Origin of the sequence: Faecalispora sporosphaeroides DSM 1294, from assembly GCA_000383295.1 — a bacterium.
Lineage (GTDB): Bacteria > Bacillota > Clostridia > Oscillospirales > Acutalibacteraceae > Faecalispora > Faecalispora sporosphaeroides.
Genome location: KB911067.1, coordinates 227,393 through 246,564 on the forward strand (window position 1 = coordinate 227,393; position 19,172 = coordinate 246,564).

The following is a 19,172-nucleotide window of genomic DNA, read 5'->3' on the forward strand; positions in this document are numbered from 1 at the left end:
TTCTTTCCCCCTTTTACTGATAATGCACTCTTTTAGAGAGCAGCACAAAATATACAATGGTGAACAACGTCATGATAATCATCAAAACCACGCCGATGGTAGAGGCGTACCCGATCCTGTAAAACTTAAAACCGTATTGGTACAGAGAAAATACAATGGTGTCGGTTGAGTTTTGGGGTCCGCCCCGTGTTAAAATTTGGATGGTTTCAAATACATTGAACGAAGCGATGGTTTCTACAATGGTGAGAAAGAAAAGTGTAGGGGAAATCATGGGGAGCGTGACCTTCGTTAGTTTTCTCCACCAGCTTGCACGGTCGAGCGCGGCTGCTTCATATAAATTTTCGGGAACACTTTGAAGCGCCGCCAGCAGAATCATAGCGTCGTAGCCGACGCTTTTCCAAACGCAGATCAAAATAACAGATAACATGGCATATTGGGGGCTGCCCAGCCAGTTGATGCCCGGTATGTGCAGTGCTTCCAGTGCCGCGTTCAGCAGTCCGTAATCCGGATTCATCAGCCACATCCACAGCAGAGAAATTGACGCGAGCGAGATGATATACGGCGCAAAAATCACGCTCTGCATGATGCGGTTGACAAGAGTGTTCTTCTTTAGGTATAGGGCAATCAGCAGACCGAGTCCAATATCCCCCAACACGGAAAAGACTGTAAACACCGCTGTATTCAGCAGGGTCTGACGAAAATCCTCGTCATAAAACAGCTTCTGGTAGTTTGCAAGGCCAATAAAGTCCTTTTCCGGCGAGATCATGTTCCAGTCAAAAAGGCTGAGCTGTACCATACTCATAACCGGATAAATGGAAAACAAGAGGAAGGCTGCCATCGCCGGAGCAATCAGCAAATATGGCTTACCGATGGAAAGGAATTTTTTCTTCATCGCGCTATTCCTCCACCCGCTGCCCGTCGGAATCAAACAAATGCATACTGTGCCGGTCGATTGAGAGTGTTACGGAAGAATCCGGAGCCAGTTCCTCTTCATTGAAGGTCTTAAAGGTAATGATGCCGAACGGGCTGAGCAGTCGGTAAATGATCTCGCTGCCCATCAATTCGCGAGTGAGCACCTTACCGGAGACAGTCAGAGAATTTTGCGGTTGTTCCCCATCCGCCACGGGGAGCGCCCGGGAAGGACGGAACCCGATTTTATGGACTTTTTCCGGCAGCTGCGCCGTAAGATAAGGAGCAACATCTTTTCTGCAAAACAGATTCATTGTCGGCGAGCCGATAAACTGGGCGGTAAACACATTGGCGGGCTTCTGGTACACCTCAAACGGGGTGTCTGCCTGCTGAATCACCCCGCGGTCCAATAACACCACGTTGGTGGCCATGGACATTGCCTCCGTCTGGTCGTGGGTCACATACACAAAGGTGGCAGAAAGCTTTCTATGCAGGTCAATCAGTTCTGAACGCATCTGCCCGCGCAGCTTGGCATCCAGATTGGAAAGCGGCTCATCCATTAAAAACACCTTTGGATTTTTCACCATAGCCCGTGCCAGCGCAACGCGCTGCCGCTGTCCGCCGGAAAGCTGTGCCGGCTTTCGGTCAAGATATTCCGCCAGACCTACCGTTTCGCAGATTTCTGTGATGCGGTGCTCCCGCTCTTTTTTGGGGATTTTATTATTGATGAGGCCAAACTCAATATTCCCCTTAACGGTCATGGTGGGATACAGCGCATAGTTCTGGAACACCATTGCAATATCTCTGTCGCCGGGCTTTACCTCGTTGACCACTTTTCCGTCAATCAGCATTTCCCCCGCAGTGAGCGGCTCCAGACCCGCAATCATACGCAAAATCGTTGATTTTCCGCATCCGCTGGGTCCAACCAATACCGTAAAGCTTCCGTCTTCAATCCGAAGATCCAGATTTTGGATCACGGTATTGCGTTTGTCATACGTTTTGGTTACATCTTTCAGCACAATTTCTGACATTCCGTTTCCCCCTTGTCCCGCGCCGGTTTCCAGAAATACGGCTGCGGTCCTGCTATGTGTTTTCGCCTTGATCTTTTCAAACGATAAGGACGAAAACAGGCAATGGCACTGTTAATTATTACTAAATGCTCGCTAATAATATTTGAAAACGGTTTTATTATATCGGCATTCCAACCCTTGAGAAAGCAAACTCTCTTAAATATTGCTTTAAAAATAGGTAAAATGCCCGATTTTGCATTGATTTTACGAAATTAGCCCATATAATAGACTTATTAATAATTAACAGATCGGGTGCTAAATATGAAAAAAATAAAACCGACTACTTCTGACGTCGCGCTGCTAGCGGGCGTTTCTCAATCGGCAGTTTCTATGATTCTAAACCATCCCACTCATCCCCGCTTTTCGCCGGAAACAGTAAAACGAGTGCTGGAGGCCGCAAAGGAACTGGGCTACGAGCCTCGCTCGCGGATAATCAGGCAGTCCGGGCGTTTTCACACCAAAACACTTTTAATTCTTTGTCCGGTGATTTCTAACCCTTATTATTCCTCGCTGGTTCAGGCAGCAGAGCAGGAAGCAGAAAAAGAAGGCTTTTTTACCGTAGTGTGCAATACCTATCGTTCTGCTCATCGCGAGCAAAAAATTCTTTCTGAGTTTCAGGGCGGGACGATTTGCGGCGTCGTGTTTGCCTCCATTCCACAATCTCGGGAACTCGTAGAAAAAATCAATCAGGAAATCCCCGTGGTTGTGATCGGTGACCGCAATACCTCCATTGCTGTCGACACCGTTGAAATTGACAGTATCCTTTCCGGTAAACTAACTGCAGAGCATCTTCTCTCACTTGGGCATCGGAATGCTGCGTTTCTCTCCACAACGCTTAACGAGCAGAATGCCGTACGCGTGAACCGTCTGGAGGGTTTTCAGCAGGCGTTCCAAAAAGCCGGGGGCCAGGTTCACATTTTTTCACAGGAGGTTACCTCGGAAGATGACCTGCAAAATTTGATGATTGAGCATTCCATCGGCTTTTCTCTGGCACAGCAGGCAATGCGGGAACCAACCATCACCGCACTGGTTGCCGTAAACGACATGGTTGCCTACGGAGTCGTATCCGCCGTCAAAGAAGCTGGATTTTCGATTCCCGAGGATTATAGTGTCTGTGGATTTGATAATATCTTTCCGTCGCAGTATACCGGTATTTCTTTAACGACTGTGGAACATTGCATTCTGGAAAAAGGGCGCAATGCCGTTCAGATTCTGGCGGAACGAATTTCTGCGAAACAGGATCTTCCGGTCAGTATCAAAAGGCTGGAATATCGTCCCCGTCTGATTGTGAGGAACTCCACTGGTGCACCCCGTACGGGTTGAGTGAATCATAGAAACTTTGGGAATATTGACAAGCAAAATTAGTGCAAGAGAAGATACCGGAAAAGTGTGCGCAGCAGTCACGGTTCTCATCAAAATGACAACAGCCGGGCAGACAGGATCTGTCCACTCCGGCTGTTAAAAACACCAACTGCAAGGTTTTTCCCTGCAATTGGTGTTTTTGTGTGTTGGCTTTGTTCAATGGGCAATTAAAGGTACTTTGAAAAATCCTGCTTGGCGAACCCATTGTACACGCCCCAAGGCATAATCAAATCGACCCACATATGGTGCCGGTTAAAATATTTGAGGGCCGCATTGGTCAAATCAATAAACTGCTCCAGGTTTTCCAAGCTGTCCAGCGCATCTAAATACATACGCAGCATTTCAGATGCCATCGGCACACCGGTGAACACAAAAAATTTCTGCTTATAATCCAGAAGCTTTTTGCTGAAAGCAATTAAAGTAGCCAAATCAACAGACGCCTCTTTTGCTGTTTCTGTAAGGTAAAAGAGCACTTCATCGCAGAGCGTTCTCAGCTCAGAATCCGCATACAGCATGGTGGTGACATACTGACCATACACGTTCGTGTCGCCGGGGACAATGCCCTGACTCAAATTATAAACATCCTGCGGCATTTTTTCCCAAATGGCCAAACGGCGCTCTTCAAAGGTATCAATCGCAATTTTCCAATCCATCATTGGTTCCCTCCTTATTCTACTTCTCCCACAATGGTCATCATACTGCCCTGTTTTAGCCAGTTGCGAATGCCCACGACCTGCATTGCCTCTGCGCCCTCAATAACACGCCCGATCCGACTGATGGGAAGCGGCTCGTCCGTTCCAATTCCATACAGAAAGCACAGCTGGTTGCGCGGCGGATAATAAGCAAGATCAAACATTTTTAAATCCCCGCCGCGGCAGGTATTTTCAAAACCGCATGCATACGGCAGCGTACCAAAGAACAGCTGTCCATTCAGCTTAGCATGTTGAATAATGGCCCTCTGCCCCGGATGATTCAAAATCATATTGCAGATAACAGGTGCATCATCCACATACAGTTCCGCTACAAGCCGGACATCGTCGATCATAATCTCAATTTTCTTGTTTGGCATAATACGATTTCCTTTCCATTTGTGGTATTCGGTGAATACGGCATTCACAAGCTATTTTTATGCTTCATAGTGTAGATGCGTTTTATAAATAAATCAAATGAATGATTATTATATATGTCATTCTAAAATTGAATGCTTATTAAATTTCTCTTACTTGCACTGCATTTTGAACACAGGTCAGCAAAGTCCCATCCATCAGAATCTTTTCACACTGGTTGATTTCATCATACAATGGGCGGTCATCCTCAAGCGGCGGGCAGATCTTTCGTACAGCGGCATAAGCGGCAGCTGTTCCCTTACCTAATCCACGGTTTTCACCCAGATCAATCGCCTGACACGCACACATCAATTCCATTGCAAGAACACGGCGTACATTCTGCAGGATTTCTTTTGCCTGACGTGCGGCAATGGTTCCCATGCTGACATGATCTTCCTGATTTGCGGAGGAAGGAATGGAATCTACACTGGCGGGATGCGCCAGAACTTTATTTTCTGAAACCAGCGCCGCAGCGGAATACTGCACAATCATAAAACCGGAATTTAAACCTCCGTTTTTCACAAGGAACGCGGGGAACCCGCCGATAGAGGGATTCACCAGACGTTCCAGCCTGCGCTCAGCAATATTTGCCAGCTCTGAAAGAGCAATGCTCAAAAAGTCAAAGCTGATCGCCATAGGCTGCCCATGAAAATTGCCGCCGGAAATTCCCTCGCAGGTGTCTTTCAGAATAATGGGATTATCTGTAACAGAGTTCATTTCAATTTCTGTTTTTCCCTCCACATAATGGAAAGCATCCCAGCTCGCGCCATGCACCTGAGGAACACAGCGAAGTGAATAACCGTCTTGAACACGGATTTCCCCCTGTCGAGTCACGTTCCGGCTGTTTTCCAGCAAGCGGCAAAGGGCACGCGCAGTTTGAAGCTGTCCTTCATGAGGGCGTATCTGATGGATTCTGGGATCCAGTGCATCAATGACGGCATGGTTGGCCTCAAAGCTCATTGCCGCCGCAATATTTGCAATATCCAAAAGCTGTATGGCATCGTATACCGTAAGAGCGCCGGTCGCTGTCATGGCCTGCGTTCCGTTAATGAGGGCCAATCCCTCTTTTGCCATCAGCTCTACAACCGGGATACCGGCTCGGTTCATTGCCTCCTGTCCATCCAGCAATTTTCCCTTGTATTCCGCTTTACCCAGCCCGATCATCGGCAGCACCATATGCGCAAGAGGTGCCAGGTCTCCGCTTGCCCCCAGAGAACCCTTCTGCGGAATCTGCGGGGTGACACCCTTGTTCAGCATAGCTACCAGCGTTTGTACCACACAAAGCCGGATACCGGAAAAACCGTTGGCAAGGCTGTTCACACGAAGAAGCATCATTCCGCGAGCAATATCTCTGGAAAACGGTTCCCCGGAGCCAACCGCATGTGTGATAATCAGATTTCGCTGTAAGGTAAGGCATTCGTCCGGCGAGATGCCCACATCACTGAATTTGCCGAATCCGGTGGTAACCCCGTACACCACAGCCTTTTGCTCTACCAGCTCATCAACTACACGACGTGACTCATTGATATTTTGCTTTGCTTCCAAAGACAGCTCTACCCACCTATTTTCTCTGCACACTGCGGCAAAGGCTTCTAAACTCAAGTTCTGACCCGTAATGACCACTTTATCCATGTTTTAAAAACCCTCCTATAAGAAACAGACAATTCCGTAGATTGCCGTTTCTGAAATTGTTCTCCATTATATAACGTTTTTTCATCATTACAACATTATTCATTAATGTTTTGCATGCAGTTTGTTTATGGGCCCCATAAAAGGATTTCAGTGCAAGGAAACATTTGGGCAGGATACAGAATTCCCTAATTGTCAAAATCGCGGTAAACATAAGATTTGCATTTTAATTTATAACGCAAAAAGCACAAAAATGAAGGGTGATTTCGTGTGGATTAAGAAATTGACTGGAAAAATCAGGCTGAGAATCGTGCAAATATGTACAGAAAAGCAATCTCGCCTCTGTTGACAAAGAACGAAAACGGTATTATAATGCACACCAATAAGAAGCGGCAAGGATGGCGTTTTTATCACGCAATCCTTGCCGCTTTTTATTGTTTTTATTCAGCCAAAGCCGTTGTGTGCGGAATCAGTTGTTTTGTAAGATTGATAAAGCTCTTTGCCGCAGGTGATGCGTGCTTTGCGGAGCGAATCGCAATGCCGAGCGTTCTGGAGTAAGCGTGAGTCAGCGGTTTCGTTACAATGTTGGCATAGGGAGATACAATGGCAAGGTAAGGAAACAGCGTGACTCCCAACCCGTTCCCAATCATTGAGAGCATGGTCATATCTCCCTTGATGCGAAACCGAACCTCCGGTGTCAGATGTTCCGCATTCAAAACAGACCATACATCTTCGTCCGCACCTTCATCCGGTATGATAAACGGATAACGGATCAAATCCGCCGGGTCAATACACTCTTCTTTTGCCAACGGATGGTTCTGACCGACCACTGCAAGAATCGGGTCCTCTGCCAAAGGAATAAAATCGTAGTTTGCCGGTGCCGGAGGAGACATAAAGGCCAAATCGATGGAGCCCTCTGCCAACAGCTGATTCAATTCCCCGTGAAAGCCCTCAAAAATCTGGAGCACAATTTTGGGGTGTAATTCTGAAAAAGCGGAAATAACCGCAGGGAGCCACTGGATGGAGGTGCTGCAATAGGTGCCGATCCGCAAAAGCCCGATTTCAATCCCCCGAATTTTGTTCGCAGTTTCCACCAGCGTGTTTTCGCTGCTGACTATCTGCTGCATGTAGTAGACCAGCTGTTTGGCATTTTCGGTAGCATAAACCCCCTCCTTAGACCGGATTAAAAGCGGGAAGCCAACTTCACTTTCCAGCGAAGCAATCATATGGCTTATGCCGGGCTGTGTATATCCAAGCCTGTCTGCCGCTTTTGTCAGGCTTTGTTCTTCTACCGTTGTTAAAAAAGCTTTGTATTTTAATATACTCATTTTTCATCCCCGATTCATTCATAAAATTCATGTTTATTATGGATGCCATTCAATTTTATAATATATCATACACCATAAAGATAGAGTTCGCAAACATTTTTTTACCTGTGGAAAGGGAGTGCTCGTGTGGAGTATCAATTAGAACTAATAAACGTAGCAAAAGTTTACAAGGACTTTTTAGCGGTTGACGATGTAAATCTGCAAATTAAAAAAGGAGAAATCGTATCTTTTCTTGGAGCAAGCGGATGTGGAAAAACAACTACATTGCGCATGATTGCCGGTTTGATTCATCCTACACGCGGTACCATACGCATTCAAGGGGAAGACATGGTACAGGTGCCGCCCTATAAACGGGACATCTCTATGGTATTTCAGAATTATGCGCTGTTCCCCCATTTGACTGTGTATGAAAATATTGTTTACGGACTAAAGACGCGAAAAATCCGCGATAAAAAGGTACTGAAAGAAAAAGCGGAGGAAATCATGAAAATCGTACAGCTCAGCGGTGTGGAAAACCGTTACCCGAAACAGCTTTCCGGCGGGCAGCAGCAGCGCGTTTCGCTTGCGCGAGCCATGGTTGTAAAACCAAAGCTGATGCTGTTTGATGAGCCCTTAAGCAATCTGGACGCAAAATTGCGGGAAAGCACCCGAGTGGAAATACGAAACCTGCTGAAAACAATGGGCGTTACCGCAATCTATGTAACCCACGATCAGGAAGAGGCACTAACCATTTCAGACCGGATCGCGGTGATGAATCAGGGTAAAATTGAGCAGATTACGGAACCGGCCTGCTTATACCAGAAACCGGCAACCAGCTTTATCGCCGGATTTGTCGGCCATGCCAATTTCATCGACGGAGTGGTGCAGTCCGTTCTGAAAGACAAAATTCGTATTACAACGGCAAGCGGAAAACAGGTCTTCGTCAAAAAAGATGCGGAAAGAAGCTTGTCGCCGGGAGCGCAGGTCTCCTGCATCATAAGACCGGAAAATATACAGCTCTGCGAAAAAGAACAGGAAGGCGCAGACAACATATTCCCCGGAAAGATCAAGGCGCGCATCTACCTTGGTTCTACCATTCGGTATATTGTGGACTGCGCCGAGGGGAAAGATTTCGAAGTGGATCTTCATACTAGAGATTCCGGCCACTGCGTGGAAGGCGACACCGTTTTTCTCGCATTTCAGGAAGAAAATCTGGTTCTGGTAGATAGATAAAATGCATTTTCAAAAGGAGAAAAATCAAATGAAAAAGAGAAAAACCATCGCCTATCTGCTCACAGCCGCCATGTTTGGAAGCGTTCTGACCGCCTGCTCATCGGGGGAAACCGGCAAAACAAGCTCCGCTCCGGCGAACTCCTCCACAGAATCCACTGCATCTTCCACAGATTACTCCGGACAGACTCTGGTCGTACAGGTCTGGGGCGGTACTTATGAAGAAACCTTAAGGAACTACGCGATTCCAATGTTTGAAAAACAGACCGGCGCAAAAGTTGAGGTAGTCAGCGGTGCCGCGCCGCTTTCTCAGTTAGCCACAGAGGGGGATAACGCCTCTATTGACGTTTTACATGTCGATTCCAGCGAAGTAACGCAGGGAACCAAAATGGACGTTTTGGAAACATTAGACGCCAGCAAGCTGAAAAATGCACCTGACCTGTATAAAGAAGCTTTTCCATACGATAATGCAGTTGTTACCAACTGGGGTACTTACGGTATTCTTTATCGTAAAGATCTGGTGAAAACAGAACCTACCAGCTGGCTTGATTTGTGGGACAGTGCCTATTCGGGCGGCAAAGTCGGTGTGGTAGATTACAGCATGGGCGGCGGACTTGAATTTGCAGAGGCAATTTCCCGTATTCAGGGCTCGGTGATTTCCGACACAAAGAATTGGGACAAGCTGTTTGCGAAAATGGCGGAGCTGAAACCCAACATCGGCGTGTACGCAAGCCAGCACTCTGACATCGAAAGCGCCATCACCAAAGGGAGCATTCTTCTGTCAGTTGAAACAAATGGCCGCGCAATCAGCCTGATGAAAGAGGGATACGATATTGGCTTCTGCCAGCCGAAGGAAGGCGCCATCGCCATGACCTCGCTGGCAGCAATCAGCAAAGGCTCTACCCATAAAGAGCTGGCTTATCAGTTTGTCGATTGCCTGCTTAGTACAGAAGTACAGAAAGCCTATGCGGAAAACAACTACTATGCGCCCTCCAATTCCAAAACAGAGATTGCAAAAGATCTGCAGAGCTTTATGCCGTATGGGCAGGAGCAGGTTTCGAAGCTGGTCTATATGGACTCTGCCGCGCTGGAACCCGTAAAGGCAGATTTCATCAACCGCTGGAACAGCGATTTTAAATAAGTATTTTTCATTGCGCAAACAGTGTGAAATACCGGAGTAAAAGGAGGATTTTATGGAAAAGGAAAAGGACACCTGGAGCTATGTGAATATTTGGTATTTGTTGATACCGCTTATCTTCATTGCCCTGTTTTTTGTTTTTCCGCTTTTCAAAATGGTGTATATGAGCTTCTTTCAATTTACTGGGGTAAACCAGCCGCTTGGAAGCTTTACACTTGAAAACTACACCAGATTTCTTTCCAACGCAGATTATTGGGTCATTCTGGGAAAAACTCTGGGGCTTAGCTTTTTATCCGGTATTTTATGCACTGTTCTGGGGTATCCGGTCGCATATCATCTGAGCCGGATGCAGGGCCGCACAAAAAGCCTGTTCACCGTGCTGGTGCTGCTGCCGCTGTGGGTCCCGATTACGGTAAGGCTGTTTGGCTTAATGACTCTGATTGAGCGCGGAACCTATTTTGCGGTAGAAGCCGGTTTGGTGTATTGCGGTCTTCCCTATATGATTATTGTCTTAATGGGGCCGATCGGGAATATTGATCGCAGCGTAGAAGAAGCCTCTTATGTTTGCGGAGCAGGCTTTTGGAGCACCTTTTTCCGTGTGACACTTCCGCTTACGAGAAAAGGCCTGATTTCTGGCTTTATGCTGGTGTTTGCCCTGAATACGGCGGCATTCGTCGTACCCGTTATGCTGGGAGCAGGGAAAATCATCACCATGACCACACTGCTTTACCAGCAGGCCACCTATATTTACGATTGGGGCTTTGCTTCCGCCATTTCGATGATATTTCTTGTGATTACCATGCTGCTGACAAACTCCGGGGATTACTTTGAAAACTTGATGCAAAAACGCAGGGACAGAAAGGGTGTATGAAATGAAATGGACAAAAGCTATAGGCGTTGCTTTTCGCAGCCTTGTTTACTTCCTTCTGTTAGCGCCGCTGGTTGTCGTCATCTGCACCGCATTCAGTGAAACAAACCGGGTGGTCTTCCCGGGCCGGGGCTTTACCCTGCAATGGTTTGAGCGAGCCTTTACAAACGCTGAATTCACTAAGTCCCTTTTGCTCAGCGTGCAAATCGCCTGTGTCAGCGTTTTTCTGGCCTGCGTACTCGGCACGATGATTAGCTTATGGTTCTGGAAATCCAACAGCCGTGCGAAGAGTCTTTTTCAAATGATATTTCTTTCGCCAATTGTTATTCCAACCATCATCAGCGCCGTGGCATTTTTACAGTATTTTGCGCTGTTCCGCGGAGTATTCACAGATTACTGGAAGCTCTGCCTCACCTATGCTGTGATTGAGCTGCCCTATGTCATCCGCACGGTAACCGCAAATCTGGCCGGGCTGGATACCAGTTTTGAGGAAGCCTCTGTGGTATTGGGCGCGTCTCCTTTCAAAACTCTGTTTCAGGTTACGCTGCCCTGCATCCGACAAGGGATTATCGGAGGAGCTATTTTCTCTTTTGTTGTCGCGTTTGACGAATGCGTCATTATTATGTTCATGAAGAGTGCGAAAACCGTGACCTTTCCGCTAAGACTGTATTCATATATTACAGAATCCTTTACCCCGTTGATCTCGGCCTACTCCACCCTGTTTATCATTGCTGCCGCAGCGGTGCTTTATCTGGTAGAACGCAAAATCGGGGTTAGCAGGCTTTACTAAACCAACCACCAAATCAGCAAGTGTAAGATCAAATGGATCACCTCGTCTGAATATCTAGTACCGATCAAAAGTGGGAGCGGCGCAGCAATATGCTGTGCCGCTCCCACTTTTGCATGCCCAGTCTGCCGCAGTACCAACAAAGCGAGCCGCCCATTCCTTGGAATATTTTGCTATTGACGGTTTCCTACGCTTCACTCATACCAGGATTAAACCAATATTTCAATTAAAGGAAGAAAAAGCATGGATCAGAATATTGAATCTCAAATTATTTCTGCCTTTCTGGTTACCAGAAAAAAAGAACGGGCGAAATATGAACTTCAAAATGAAAAGAAGCGCAGACATTTCATATGGGAGATATCCGGCTGCAGCTATTATGACGAGAAATATGCACAGCGGATTCTGCAACCTGTTTCTTCCTACCAAACTATTTATAATCTATTGAAAAAGAATGGTGCTCCAGATACTTGCTATGTATTATGTGCAGATAAAAATTTCGATGGTCTTACGCTCCCTTTAGATGTTGCCTTAAAGCATGTTGTTTTTAATGGGCCTGCTTTGATTTCATGTAACCATGGAAGATGGGCTTATTTAGAGGATGGACCCACCATCGGGGCTGCAAACAGATATTTGCTCATTCGTACTCCAACATTAAAGTAAAGTGATTCAAACTGCGAAATTACTAAATTACCAAATCTTATTTTTGCCATGTGTGGTCTCGGGGTATTCCTCATTCCACACATGGCTTTCGTTTTGTCCAGAACTAGCCAAAAGCGACATAAAGGAGTTTACACAAACGTCACTTTGCATCCGGAACGAAAAGCACAACAGAGTTAACATGCACACAGTTCCAGAGAAGAAATAAAAGCTGTGTGGAGGTGGCAAAAATGGACTTGCGGAATCAGCATTTCGGAATTGAAATTGAGTTTCCTTTCCGTCATAGCACTGAAAAACCGCGGAGCGGGTCTGTTTTTCTCACAAAACAAATCAGCTCCGGGTTTTTCATGCAATAGAATCAATTCTGCCGTAGCGGTGAACATCCGTCACACGCGGACATCTCAAAAAAGCAACATTTCCTGAGACACCTCCCGTTTCGTTTAACGATGACTTTTTGAAATAATACGGGAACTAAACAGTGCAACCAGCGGGATACTCAGGATCATACCAAAGTTGGCGGTGACCGCCTGTATGATTTCGACTCCGATCAAATCCGTATTGATTAACTGGGAAAAAGGGATGCCATAAGAAAAAATCAATATCATAAGATTTAAAGAGGAACCGAAAAAGGCCAGAATCAGCGTATTCGCCATTGTTCCCATTGCGTCGCGGCCAACGTTCATTCCCGAACGAAACAAATCCGTTGGCCTCAACGCAGGATTAAGCTGGTGAAATTCATGGACCGAAGACGCAATGGAAATTGAAATATCCATTGCAGCACCCAAAGCTGAAATGATAATTCCGGCAACCAGTAACCCCTGGACTTGGACAGGATGGCTATCTGCCTGCAACAGCAGGGATTCTGCCTCTTGCATATTGTATCCGTTTAAAGAAGCGGCCAGGCCTGCTAATTCGGCGAACACGGCGGAGCACCCCACACCGCAAACCGTTCCAAGCATGGCGGAAATTGTTTTTCTGTTAATCCCATCCAGCAGAATAAAGCAGACCACCGTGGTCAGGACGGCGATCAGAACAGCTGACAGAATGGGAGAAATGCCGCTCAATATCATCGGGAGCATGAGGAAGATCATGCTCCCCAGAGTAAACACAAGGCCCAGCATGGATTTGATTCCTTTTTTTCCACCGATCAGGCAGAGCGTCAGCAGAAAAATCGCCGCCAGGGAAAGCAGCGGGACATTTCGATCGTAGTTATAAACAGACGCGGTATAGCTGCCGTTGATTTGGGTATCCACACGCACGATGATACGCATCCCTTGCCTGGCATAAATATTGTGCAGGGCGCTCAGGTAATTTGGGATGTCCATCGTTTCGCCCTTGTGGGGCCCTTCCGAAATTTGAATCCGCAGCAGCTGCTCTCCCAGCATCCTTCCGCCGGAAGCCGGATCGGAAGAAGTATTGTCGCTGAGAATTTTCGTCACTTTTGCAGAAACATATTGGGCATTGGCTCCCTGACTATTTTCGGAGGCTCGGCCAATCTGCCCGACCAACAGAATTGCCCCGGCCACCAAAAACAGACAGGCCAACCATACGGCAATTTTACGCGGTGCGATTTTCTTTAATTTCTTGAATAATCCAAACAGAAAATTATTCTGTTGTTTTTGGTCCATGAAGGCTTCACCATCTTTTCAAACAAATAAGGGAACCGCCCATCTTCCAACGCGGCGGGCGGTTCCCATTTCAACTCAGATTCCGAAAACGAGAATTATTTGTGCCGTTACAAACCCATTGTCTTCAAACGGTTACACAATGGTTGCGGCTTTGTTGCCGACAAATTTCTGATGCAGCCCCGCTGCCGCATTCAGCTTTACAGAGGAATGCCCGATTACAGTTCCGCCGCCATCCAGAATTTCCACCAGGATGTAAAGGTCATTGACAGGCTTAATCACAGAAATGGTGTAGGTACCATCCGGATTTGTCTTAATCGTCACAAAACCATCGCGGGAGGCTCTGACGCGCAGAGTATGGTTCGCAGGGCCTGTAAAAGAGCTTACTCCCAAGCGGCAGAAACTGCCGGGAACAACCGCCACTTCTTTTGTATCGACCACCAGCGCAACATTTTTTGCTCCCGTCGTCTTGCCATCCCAAACGCCGTTGGGGTTCACCGTATCATTGAGGGTACCGTCCGCAGCCTTTTGGGCAATTTCCGCCGCAGTCAGCGCCCTTGTATCCGAACGCGGCTGGGCGCTCACAATCACGATGGAATTCCCCTGAGGATCGTTTCGCACACTCACAATCGGCTTGTTCTCAAGCGGCTGATTGTTCGCAGATTTGTCTTTGCCGGGCTTTTCCTTGGGGTCATCATCGTCATCATCGTCACGATCGTTATCGGATCCCCCGGAATTCCCCAGCGCCCGAATCTCGTTGCGATCCCTCACCCGCAGGCAAACGCCCTCCGGGTCAGTATAGACAAGGCCGACGACACTCACGGCGGCACCGTCTTTGACCACCTGACTCAGATCCACATTCGGGCTGATGTAGCCATTGATCAGAATGCGGATGCTGTTCCCGCCGGACGTTACCGAAAAGTTCTGCACCGCGCCGCTCAGCAGCTTAATGTTGGAAACCGTGCCCTGCGCTTTCACCAGCCTGCCGCCGTATTGCTCATAGTTTAATGCATCCGCAATTGTAACGGGGGTCGGCGCAAGCGGTTTTTCCGCAGAATCAAGTACGGTGTAGCCTTCCACTCCGGAACCAATTTTCAGTTCCTTGTCTCCCTGGTAAGCGTCAACATGGCCAACCACGCGCAGCTTTTGCCCTACCTTAATTCCGCTGCCGTTGGGAATCGGGTAGACATTAATGCCGCCGGTTTTGTCCTGCAAATAAACGGTATCGGTAAAGGCATTCGGCTGTTCGGAACCGGCCGTTACCGTTCCCTCAACCGCATACACATCACCCATCTGTCCATTCTTTCTCACGTCTGCAATCGCACTGGTTTTAATCTTCACCTTGACCGAATCCAGAAGATTTTTGACGATGGTGTAGTTTGCATACTGAAGATCTCCGTAATTGTCAAGCTCGGCCTTTACCTCAAAGTCGGAGAAAAACACGGTTCCCGCCACAAGAACGGTTCCGGCTCCAATCGTCTCAGAAACCAGAGCACAGACCTCTCCTTTTTTCTTTACCGCCGTCGCCTCATCATAAGCGGTGCTGGCTCCCAACACGGGTTTTCCGGATTCATACTTTCCGTCCGACGACTTAGAGTTAATAGAATAGGTAGAATCGAATCCATTGACAAGCTTCTGCGCACCCTGCCCCGGCGTTACCGAGCAGCCGCTGTAGAAGCTGTATTTCTGCTCCGGGTCCACTCCCTTCAGATACGGGGAATCGGAATTGAAATTCTGGAAGTACACGCGATATGAGCTTCCTCCGTTATTTTCCTGATCCAAAACCTCGTCGTTGGAAATCGCGGATTTTGCTCCGATGCCTTCCAGCAGCGTGTTGATCTGCGTGCTGGAGGTATACGGGTCTGCGGAGCCATCCTGATAATCTGCAAGACCGCAGACGGCAACCAGACCGCCTCCCTGAACATACTCCTTCACCATCGCAATAAAATCCTCACCAAAGGTCTGCGCGGTATAGGAATCCCCGGCCTTGCTGGTGCCGCTTGTTTTTGCCGGCGCGCTGATGAGAAGCAGCTGGGTATCCTTCAGCATATCCGGCGTAATTTTCTTCTTTTCCACCCGCACCTGCGTTCCGTCATCAGAAGCAATTTTAGTCAGATTATTGATGTTCTGGCTGTAGTAGCCAGTCACATAATCGTTGTAATGGGTGCCGTCTACAAGAACTTTCGTCACGGCAGAGGGATCCGCAACCTGAAGTGTGAGCACAGCGGTAAACGTGCGTTCCACACCGTTCAGCTTCGCCTTCAGAACAACGTCCATCGTAACGCTGCCGGCGGTTTGCGGCGTGTAAGAAAAGGTGTCGCTGTTCGTCCCCAGAGAAGCAACTGCCGCGCCCTTATCCAAGCCGTCGCCCCCAATGGAACGGATCACTTTTTGATCCACTTTGTATTCGAGAGAGGTCACCGTCATCTCATAGTCTTCGTTATTGTACAGGTTCGCGGTGATATTGACAGATTCCCCTTTGACCGGCAGGGTAGTGTCCGCCGTTACAGCAGCTATTCCCGCCTTGTCCACAGCTCCGGTCCAGACCGGGGCCGTAACAGCAATGTCTTTGTCTGCCTGTGTGATACGAAGATAGTAGTAGGAGTAGTTATTGGGCAAAGCAAACTCCACGGTGTCGCGGTTAGATTCCACCTGCCGTGTAGCGGCAACGCGCCCACCATTCACGATTACCTCTACCTTACCGATTTTGGCATCCGTAGGGTCGGACAGTTCCGCGCGGATATTAAGGGGTTCTCCCTTATCCACACTGATTTCACTGCCCATAACCGCGCCGTTCACGGTATAGCGGATGCTCAGGTCGTTATCTTCCGTAGAATAAACGCGGCAGTTCTGCATGGCGTCATACAGGCTTCCCTCCGTCAGATCGGGGGCAAGGACAACGCTGCGCGCCGTATTGGAGTCGCCCCAGTTCCCCTTATGGTTATCCTGGTTGTTGGCCGGCGCAACATGCCAGCCCTTGTCGAGCGCGCGAGTGTAATACTCATAAGACGGGAAGTAGCCCGCTCCGCGAATCGGCCCTTCCCCGTTTCCAACCTCAATCAGGTTGATGAGCTTGTCATAGGTCTGGCTATAATTCGCAAAGTCATAAAAGTCGCCAAACTGAGTGCCGGGGTGGTTAAACTGGGAAATGGAATTGGGAACCTTGGTCAGCGCCTCATAATAAGCTTTCAGCCCTACCGGATTGGAGGCGGACTGAGATTTATTATAAAAATCCGGATTCTGGCGATCCTCGAATCCAGGGGTGTTAAAGGTATTGATATGTCCGGAGCCGTCGCTCCATGTCATTTCGTAGCCATAAATGCCGAGGAAACCGGAATCGGGGTCGTCCGGGTTATCCGCATTCTTTACCTTTTTACCAGTGATCGCAGCGGCGGCTGTGCGCCCTTTCTGCCATTCCTCACTTTTGGAGCCATCTAAAATGGTATTCGTGTGTGATTTTGCTTCGTCCGCAGTCTCAAAGTAATTAGAATGATCCGTCACCGCGAGAAAGTCCAGGTTTTTCACCTGAGAAGCGTGATCGAACGCGGTCTCCACGCTCCCCACACCGTCGGAAATATCCGTGTGGGAGTGAAGCTGTCCGAAATAAACATGGTACTCTCCCTCGAATTTTTCCCTATAGGTAAATACGCTTTTTTCACTCGGGTCCATATCGTCCGCTTTCGCATAGGCCGTAATACTGGCCGGCAGCGACGTCAGCTCAATCGGGGCGCTGTAAACCAGGTACTCTGTGTCCTGCGCAGAAGGATTGAGAGTATAATAAATCCTCGCACCATTTGTACCGCTGGAAAGCGTGATCTTATCGCCTGCTTTTGCGTTGGAATTGCTGCCGGGATTCGCCGTAACTTTCGCGGTCTTGGGTGTTACGGGTATGGTTCTTATATTGGTTACACCGTCCGCACTGAGAAGCTGGAGCGTGTAGGAACCGCCGTAGCCCTCCAGAATACCGGAAACGTCGGCGGTGTCTCCGTCTTTCAGTTTTGCCGCAAGCTTGGCGTAATCATCGCCGCGGCGGCTGTCCAGCTTGGCGGAAAGCGTTTTTCCGTCCTGTGTCAGCGTAAAGTTCGCATTTTGATAGCTGTCTGAGGTCAGTTTGGAAATTTGAGCTCCGGTCACCTTAACCAGCATACCGCCGACCTGATCCAGACCGGTTCCGGAAAGGTCTGTCACTTCTTTCGGTTCGGGGACTGCACTGCTGCCGACAATTTTTAACGCATTGCTGTCGCTCAGCACCAATTCAAACTTTCCCGAATACTCATCCGTTCTTCCGGTCGCCTGTACCTTATCCCCGGGTTTGATGCCGGCATCCTTTAAAGCGCTGTCGCCAAAAAGCATCAGGCCTCCGGTTTCATCCTGAATATAAAGCCCCAAGCTTTTGTTGGCGGAAGCATATTCATGCATTTCAATACCGGTTAGGGTTGCCTGCTTGCCTTTGCCTGCCGCTCTTGCATCCGCAATCGTATTGATTTCTTTCTCCACCTTATAAGTAACGGTTCTGGAGGAATCTTCCTGACCGCTCAGCCAGGCCTTAATCGTCGTTGTTTCATTGATAACGATCGGCTCTGAATAAGTATGTTCCGTGCTGTCCCCATTTATTGTGTAAAGAATATCTTCTTGTTCCTCGGTGGACAGTTCCACCCTTGTTCCAGCCGGCACATAACCCTGTGCGTTCGGCTCATGGTCGGGAGTGAAGATAATTGCGTCTTCTTCCGGAGCAGGAGATTCATCATTTGTCAAGCCCGTAACTGAGATATGATTGATGTAGCAGACTCCACTGCTCGTCGAGGAGTCATCATTTGGCATAAAGCGAATGCCGATGGTGCCGTCCGCAAGACTCAGCTGTGTACTTTCATTGCCAAATGTCACCGCCTGAGGATTCCCTGAGGTAGTTGGTATGGAGAACACACCGTTTGAAACATCCGCATAAATGCTTCCGTCCGTGGTGCTCTGCACTTTCCATTGCAGAGCTGCTTTTGAGGAACGGCGAAAGCTTGCAGAAACCCGCAGGTCAGTACAGTCGCCGGCCTCCGGCAAATCAATCTGCCAATACTTTTCACCGGGAGTGCCGTCAAAACCGTTGGCAGCAAGAAAATATGAGGGGCTGGTCCCCCAGCTGCCCGTGGCATTTGTTGTTAGAACGGCAGTGCTCTTTTGCACCCCTGTATCCGCCGGAATTTCTGCCTCATCGGGCTTTTCCGTCGGGTTGGCGGTAATGTTCCAGCTTGCCAGTACTTCTTGTGTTTGTCCAGCCTGCGCCTGAAAAATCGGAAGCCCGGTAAACACACTCAGCAACATAGAAACGGCAAGCATGAGCGAAATAGATTTTCGCGAGTGTTTCTTCACGTTTTTGTCCCTTCCTTTCCGCAATCGCCTTTTATAAAGTCTCTCTTCGGCCCAGCCACCGTTGTTTGGAGCACCAAACAGCCTGCAACAGGTTTCTCTGTGAGATCCGTCTCTTTGCAGCCG

Annotated in this window: 14 protein-coding genes; 6 read left to right on the forward strand and 8 right to left on the reverse strand. The window is 48.3% G+C overall.

The genetic code is table 11. The features are described from left to right. Positions 1 to 13 precede the first annotated feature (13 nt). The gene (locus G340_RS0104720) at positions 14 to 892 is read right to left on the reverse strand and encodes a carbohydrate ABC transporter permease (RefSeq protein WP_020072507.1); all 879 of its coding nucleotides are present in this window, start codon (positions 890 to 892) and stop codon (positions 14 to 16) included. 4 nt (positions 893 to 896) lie between these two features. Further along, entirely contained in the window at positions 897 to 1,940 is a 1,044-nt protein-coding gene (locus G340_RS0104725; protein WP_020072508.1) for an ABC transporter ATP-binding protein, read from the reverse strand. Positions 1,941 to 2,240: 300 nt separating this feature from the next. Between G340_RS0104725 and G340_RS0104730 the strand changes: the two genes are divergently transcribed. Then, positions 2,241 to 3,302: a LacI family DNA-binding transcriptional regulator gene (locus G340_RS0104730; RefSeq protein ID WP_027103863.1), complete on the forward strand. Its 1,062-nt coding sequence runs from the start codon at positions 2,241 to 2,243 to the stop codon at positions 3,300 to 3,302. 206 nt (positions 3,303 to 3,508) lie between these two features. Here G340_RS0104730 and G340_RS0104735 read toward each other — a convergent pair whose 3' ends face one another. The 4 genes from G340_RS0104735 to G340_RS0104750 all read right to left on the reverse strand — a co-directional run bounded on the left by G340_RS0104735 (position 3,509) and on the right by G340_RS0104750 (position 7,404). Beyond that, the gene (locus G340_RS0104735) at positions 3,509 to 3,994 is read right to left on the reverse strand and encodes a cucumopine synthase-related protein (protein WP_027103864.1); all 486 of its coding nucleotides are present in this window, start codon (positions 3,992 to 3,994) and stop codon (positions 3,509 to 3,511) included. Positions 3,995 to 4,008: 14 nt separating this feature from the next. Next, the gene (locus tag G340_RS0104740; RefSeq protein ID WP_326522321.1) at positions 4,009 to 4,458 is read right to left on the reverse strand and encodes a cyclophilin-like fold protein; all 450 of its coding nucleotides are present in this window, start codon (positions 4,456 to 4,458) and stop codon (positions 4,009 to 4,011) included. 91 nt (positions 4,459 to 4,549) lie between these two features. Then, the gene (gene hutH / locus G340_RS0104745; protein ID WP_020072512.1) at positions 4,550 to 6,079 is read right to left on the reverse strand and encodes a histidine ammonia-lyase; all 1,530 of its coding nucleotides are present in this window, start codon (positions 6,077 to 6,079) and stop codon (positions 4,550 to 4,552) included. A 437-nt stretch (positions 6,080 to 6,516) separates the two neighbouring features. Beyond that, positions 6,517 to 7,404, reverse strand: a complete 888-nt coding sequence (locus G340_RS0104750; protein ID WP_020072513.1) for a LysR family transcriptional regulator — start codon at positions 7,402 to 7,404, stop codon at positions 6,517 to 6,519. A 126-nt stretch (positions 7,405 to 7,530) separates the two neighbouring features. Here G340_RS0104750 and G340_RS0104755 point away from each other — a divergent pair, with 126 nt between their 5' ends. The 5 genes from G340_RS0104755 (at position 7,531) to G340_RS0104775 (ending at position 12,066) form a co-directional block, all read left to right on the forward strand. Further along, positions 7,531 to 8,616 (forward strand): ABC transporter ATP-binding protein, encoded by a 1,086-nt coding sequence (locus G340_RS0104755; protein WP_027103865.1) that lies wholly within the window; start codon positions 7,531 to 7,533, stop codon positions 8,614 to 8,616. 28 nt (positions 8,617 to 8,644) lie between these two features. Continuing rightward, positions 8,645 to 9,754 carry an ABC transporter substrate-binding protein gene (locus tag G340_RS0104760; protein ID WP_027103866.1) on the forward strand — a complete coding sequence of 370 codons (1,110 nt, stop codon included), beginning with the start codon at positions 8,645 to 8,647 and terminating at the stop codon, positions 9,752 to 9,754. Positions 9,755 to 9,806: 52 nt separating this feature from the next. Continuing rightward, positions 9,807 to 10,622: an ABC transporter permease gene (locus tag G340_RS0104765; RefSeq protein WP_020072516.1), complete on the forward strand. Its 816-nt coding sequence runs from the start codon at positions 9,807 to 9,809 to the stop codon at positions 10,620 to 10,622. Position 10,623: 1 nt separating this feature from the next. After that, positions 10,624 to 11,409: an ABC transporter permease gene (locus G340_RS0104770; protein ID WP_020072517.1), complete on the forward strand. Its 786-nt coding sequence runs from the start codon at positions 10,624 to 10,626 to the stop codon at positions 11,407 to 11,409. Between the two features lie 240 nt (positions 11,410 to 11,649). Continuing rightward, positions 11,650 to 12,066 carry a hypothetical protein gene (locus G340_RS0104775; RefSeq protein WP_020072518.1) on the forward strand — a complete coding sequence of 139 codons (417 nt, stop codon included), beginning with the start codon at positions 11,650 to 11,652 and terminating at the stop codon, positions 12,064 to 12,066. Positions 12,067 to 12,503: 437 nt separating this feature from the next. Here G340_RS0104775 and G340_RS0104785 read toward each other — a convergent pair whose 3' ends face one another. Continuing rightward, on the reverse strand, positions 12,504 to 13,691 hold the full coding sequence (locus tag G340_RS0104785; RefSeq protein WP_020072520.1) for a YibE/F family protein: 1,188 nt from the start codon (positions 13,689 to 13,691) through the stop codon (positions 12,504 to 12,506). A gap of 132 nt (positions 13,692 to 13,823) precedes the next feature. Continuing rightward, positions 13,824 to 19,049, reverse strand: a complete 5,226-nt coding sequence (locus G340_RS17215; protein ID WP_020072521.1) for a CehA/McbA family metallohydrolase — start codon at positions 19,047 to 19,049, stop codon at positions 13,824 to 13,826. Positions 19,050 to 19,172: the final 123 nt, after the last annotated feature.

Bases quoted from the DNA above. Each gene is read 5' to 3' on its own strand.
- G340_RS0104720 (WP_020072507.1), bottom strand. From the start codon at position 892: ATGAAGAAAAAATTCCTTTCCATCGGTAAGCCATATTTGCTGATTGCT.
- G340_RS0104725 (WP_020072508.1), bottom strand. From the start codon at position 1,940: ATGTCAGAAATTGTGCTGAAAGATGTAACCAAAACGTATGACAAACGC.
- G340_RS0104730 (WP_027103863.1), top strand. From the start codon at position 2,241: ATGAAAAAAATAAAACCGACTACTTCTGACGTCGCGCTGCTAGCGGGC.
- G340_RS0104735 (WP_027103864.1), bottom strand. From the start codon at position 3,994: ATGGATTGGAAAATTGCGATTGATACCTTTGAAGAGCGCCGTTTGGCC.
- hutH (WP_020072512.1), bottom strand. From the start codon at position 6,079: ATGGATAAAGTGGTCATTACGGGTCAGAACTTGAGTTTAGAAGCCTTT.
- G340_RS0104750 (WP_020072513.1), bottom strand. From the start codon at position 7,404: ATGAGTATATTAAAATACAAAGCTTTTTTAACAACGGTAGAAGAACAA.
- G340_RS0104760 (WP_027103866.1), top strand. From the start codon at position 8,645: ATGAAAAAGAGAAAAACCATCGCCTATCTGCTCACAGCCGCCATGTTT.
- G340_RS0104765 (WP_020072516.1), top strand. From the start codon at position 9,807: ATGGAAAAGGAAAAGGACACCTGGAGCTATGTGAATATTTGGTATTTG.
- G340_RS0104770 (WP_020072517.1), top strand. From the start codon at position 10,624: ATGAAATGGACAAAAGCTATAGGCGTTGCTTTTCGCAGCCTTGTTTAC.
- G340_RS0104775 (WP_020072518.1), top strand. From the start codon at position 11,650: ATGGATCAGAATATTGAATCTCAAATTATTTCTGCCTTTCTGGTTACC.
- G340_RS0104785 (WP_020072520.1), bottom strand. From the start codon at position 13,691: ATGGACCAAAAACAACAGAATAATTTTCTGTTTGGATTATTCAAGAAA.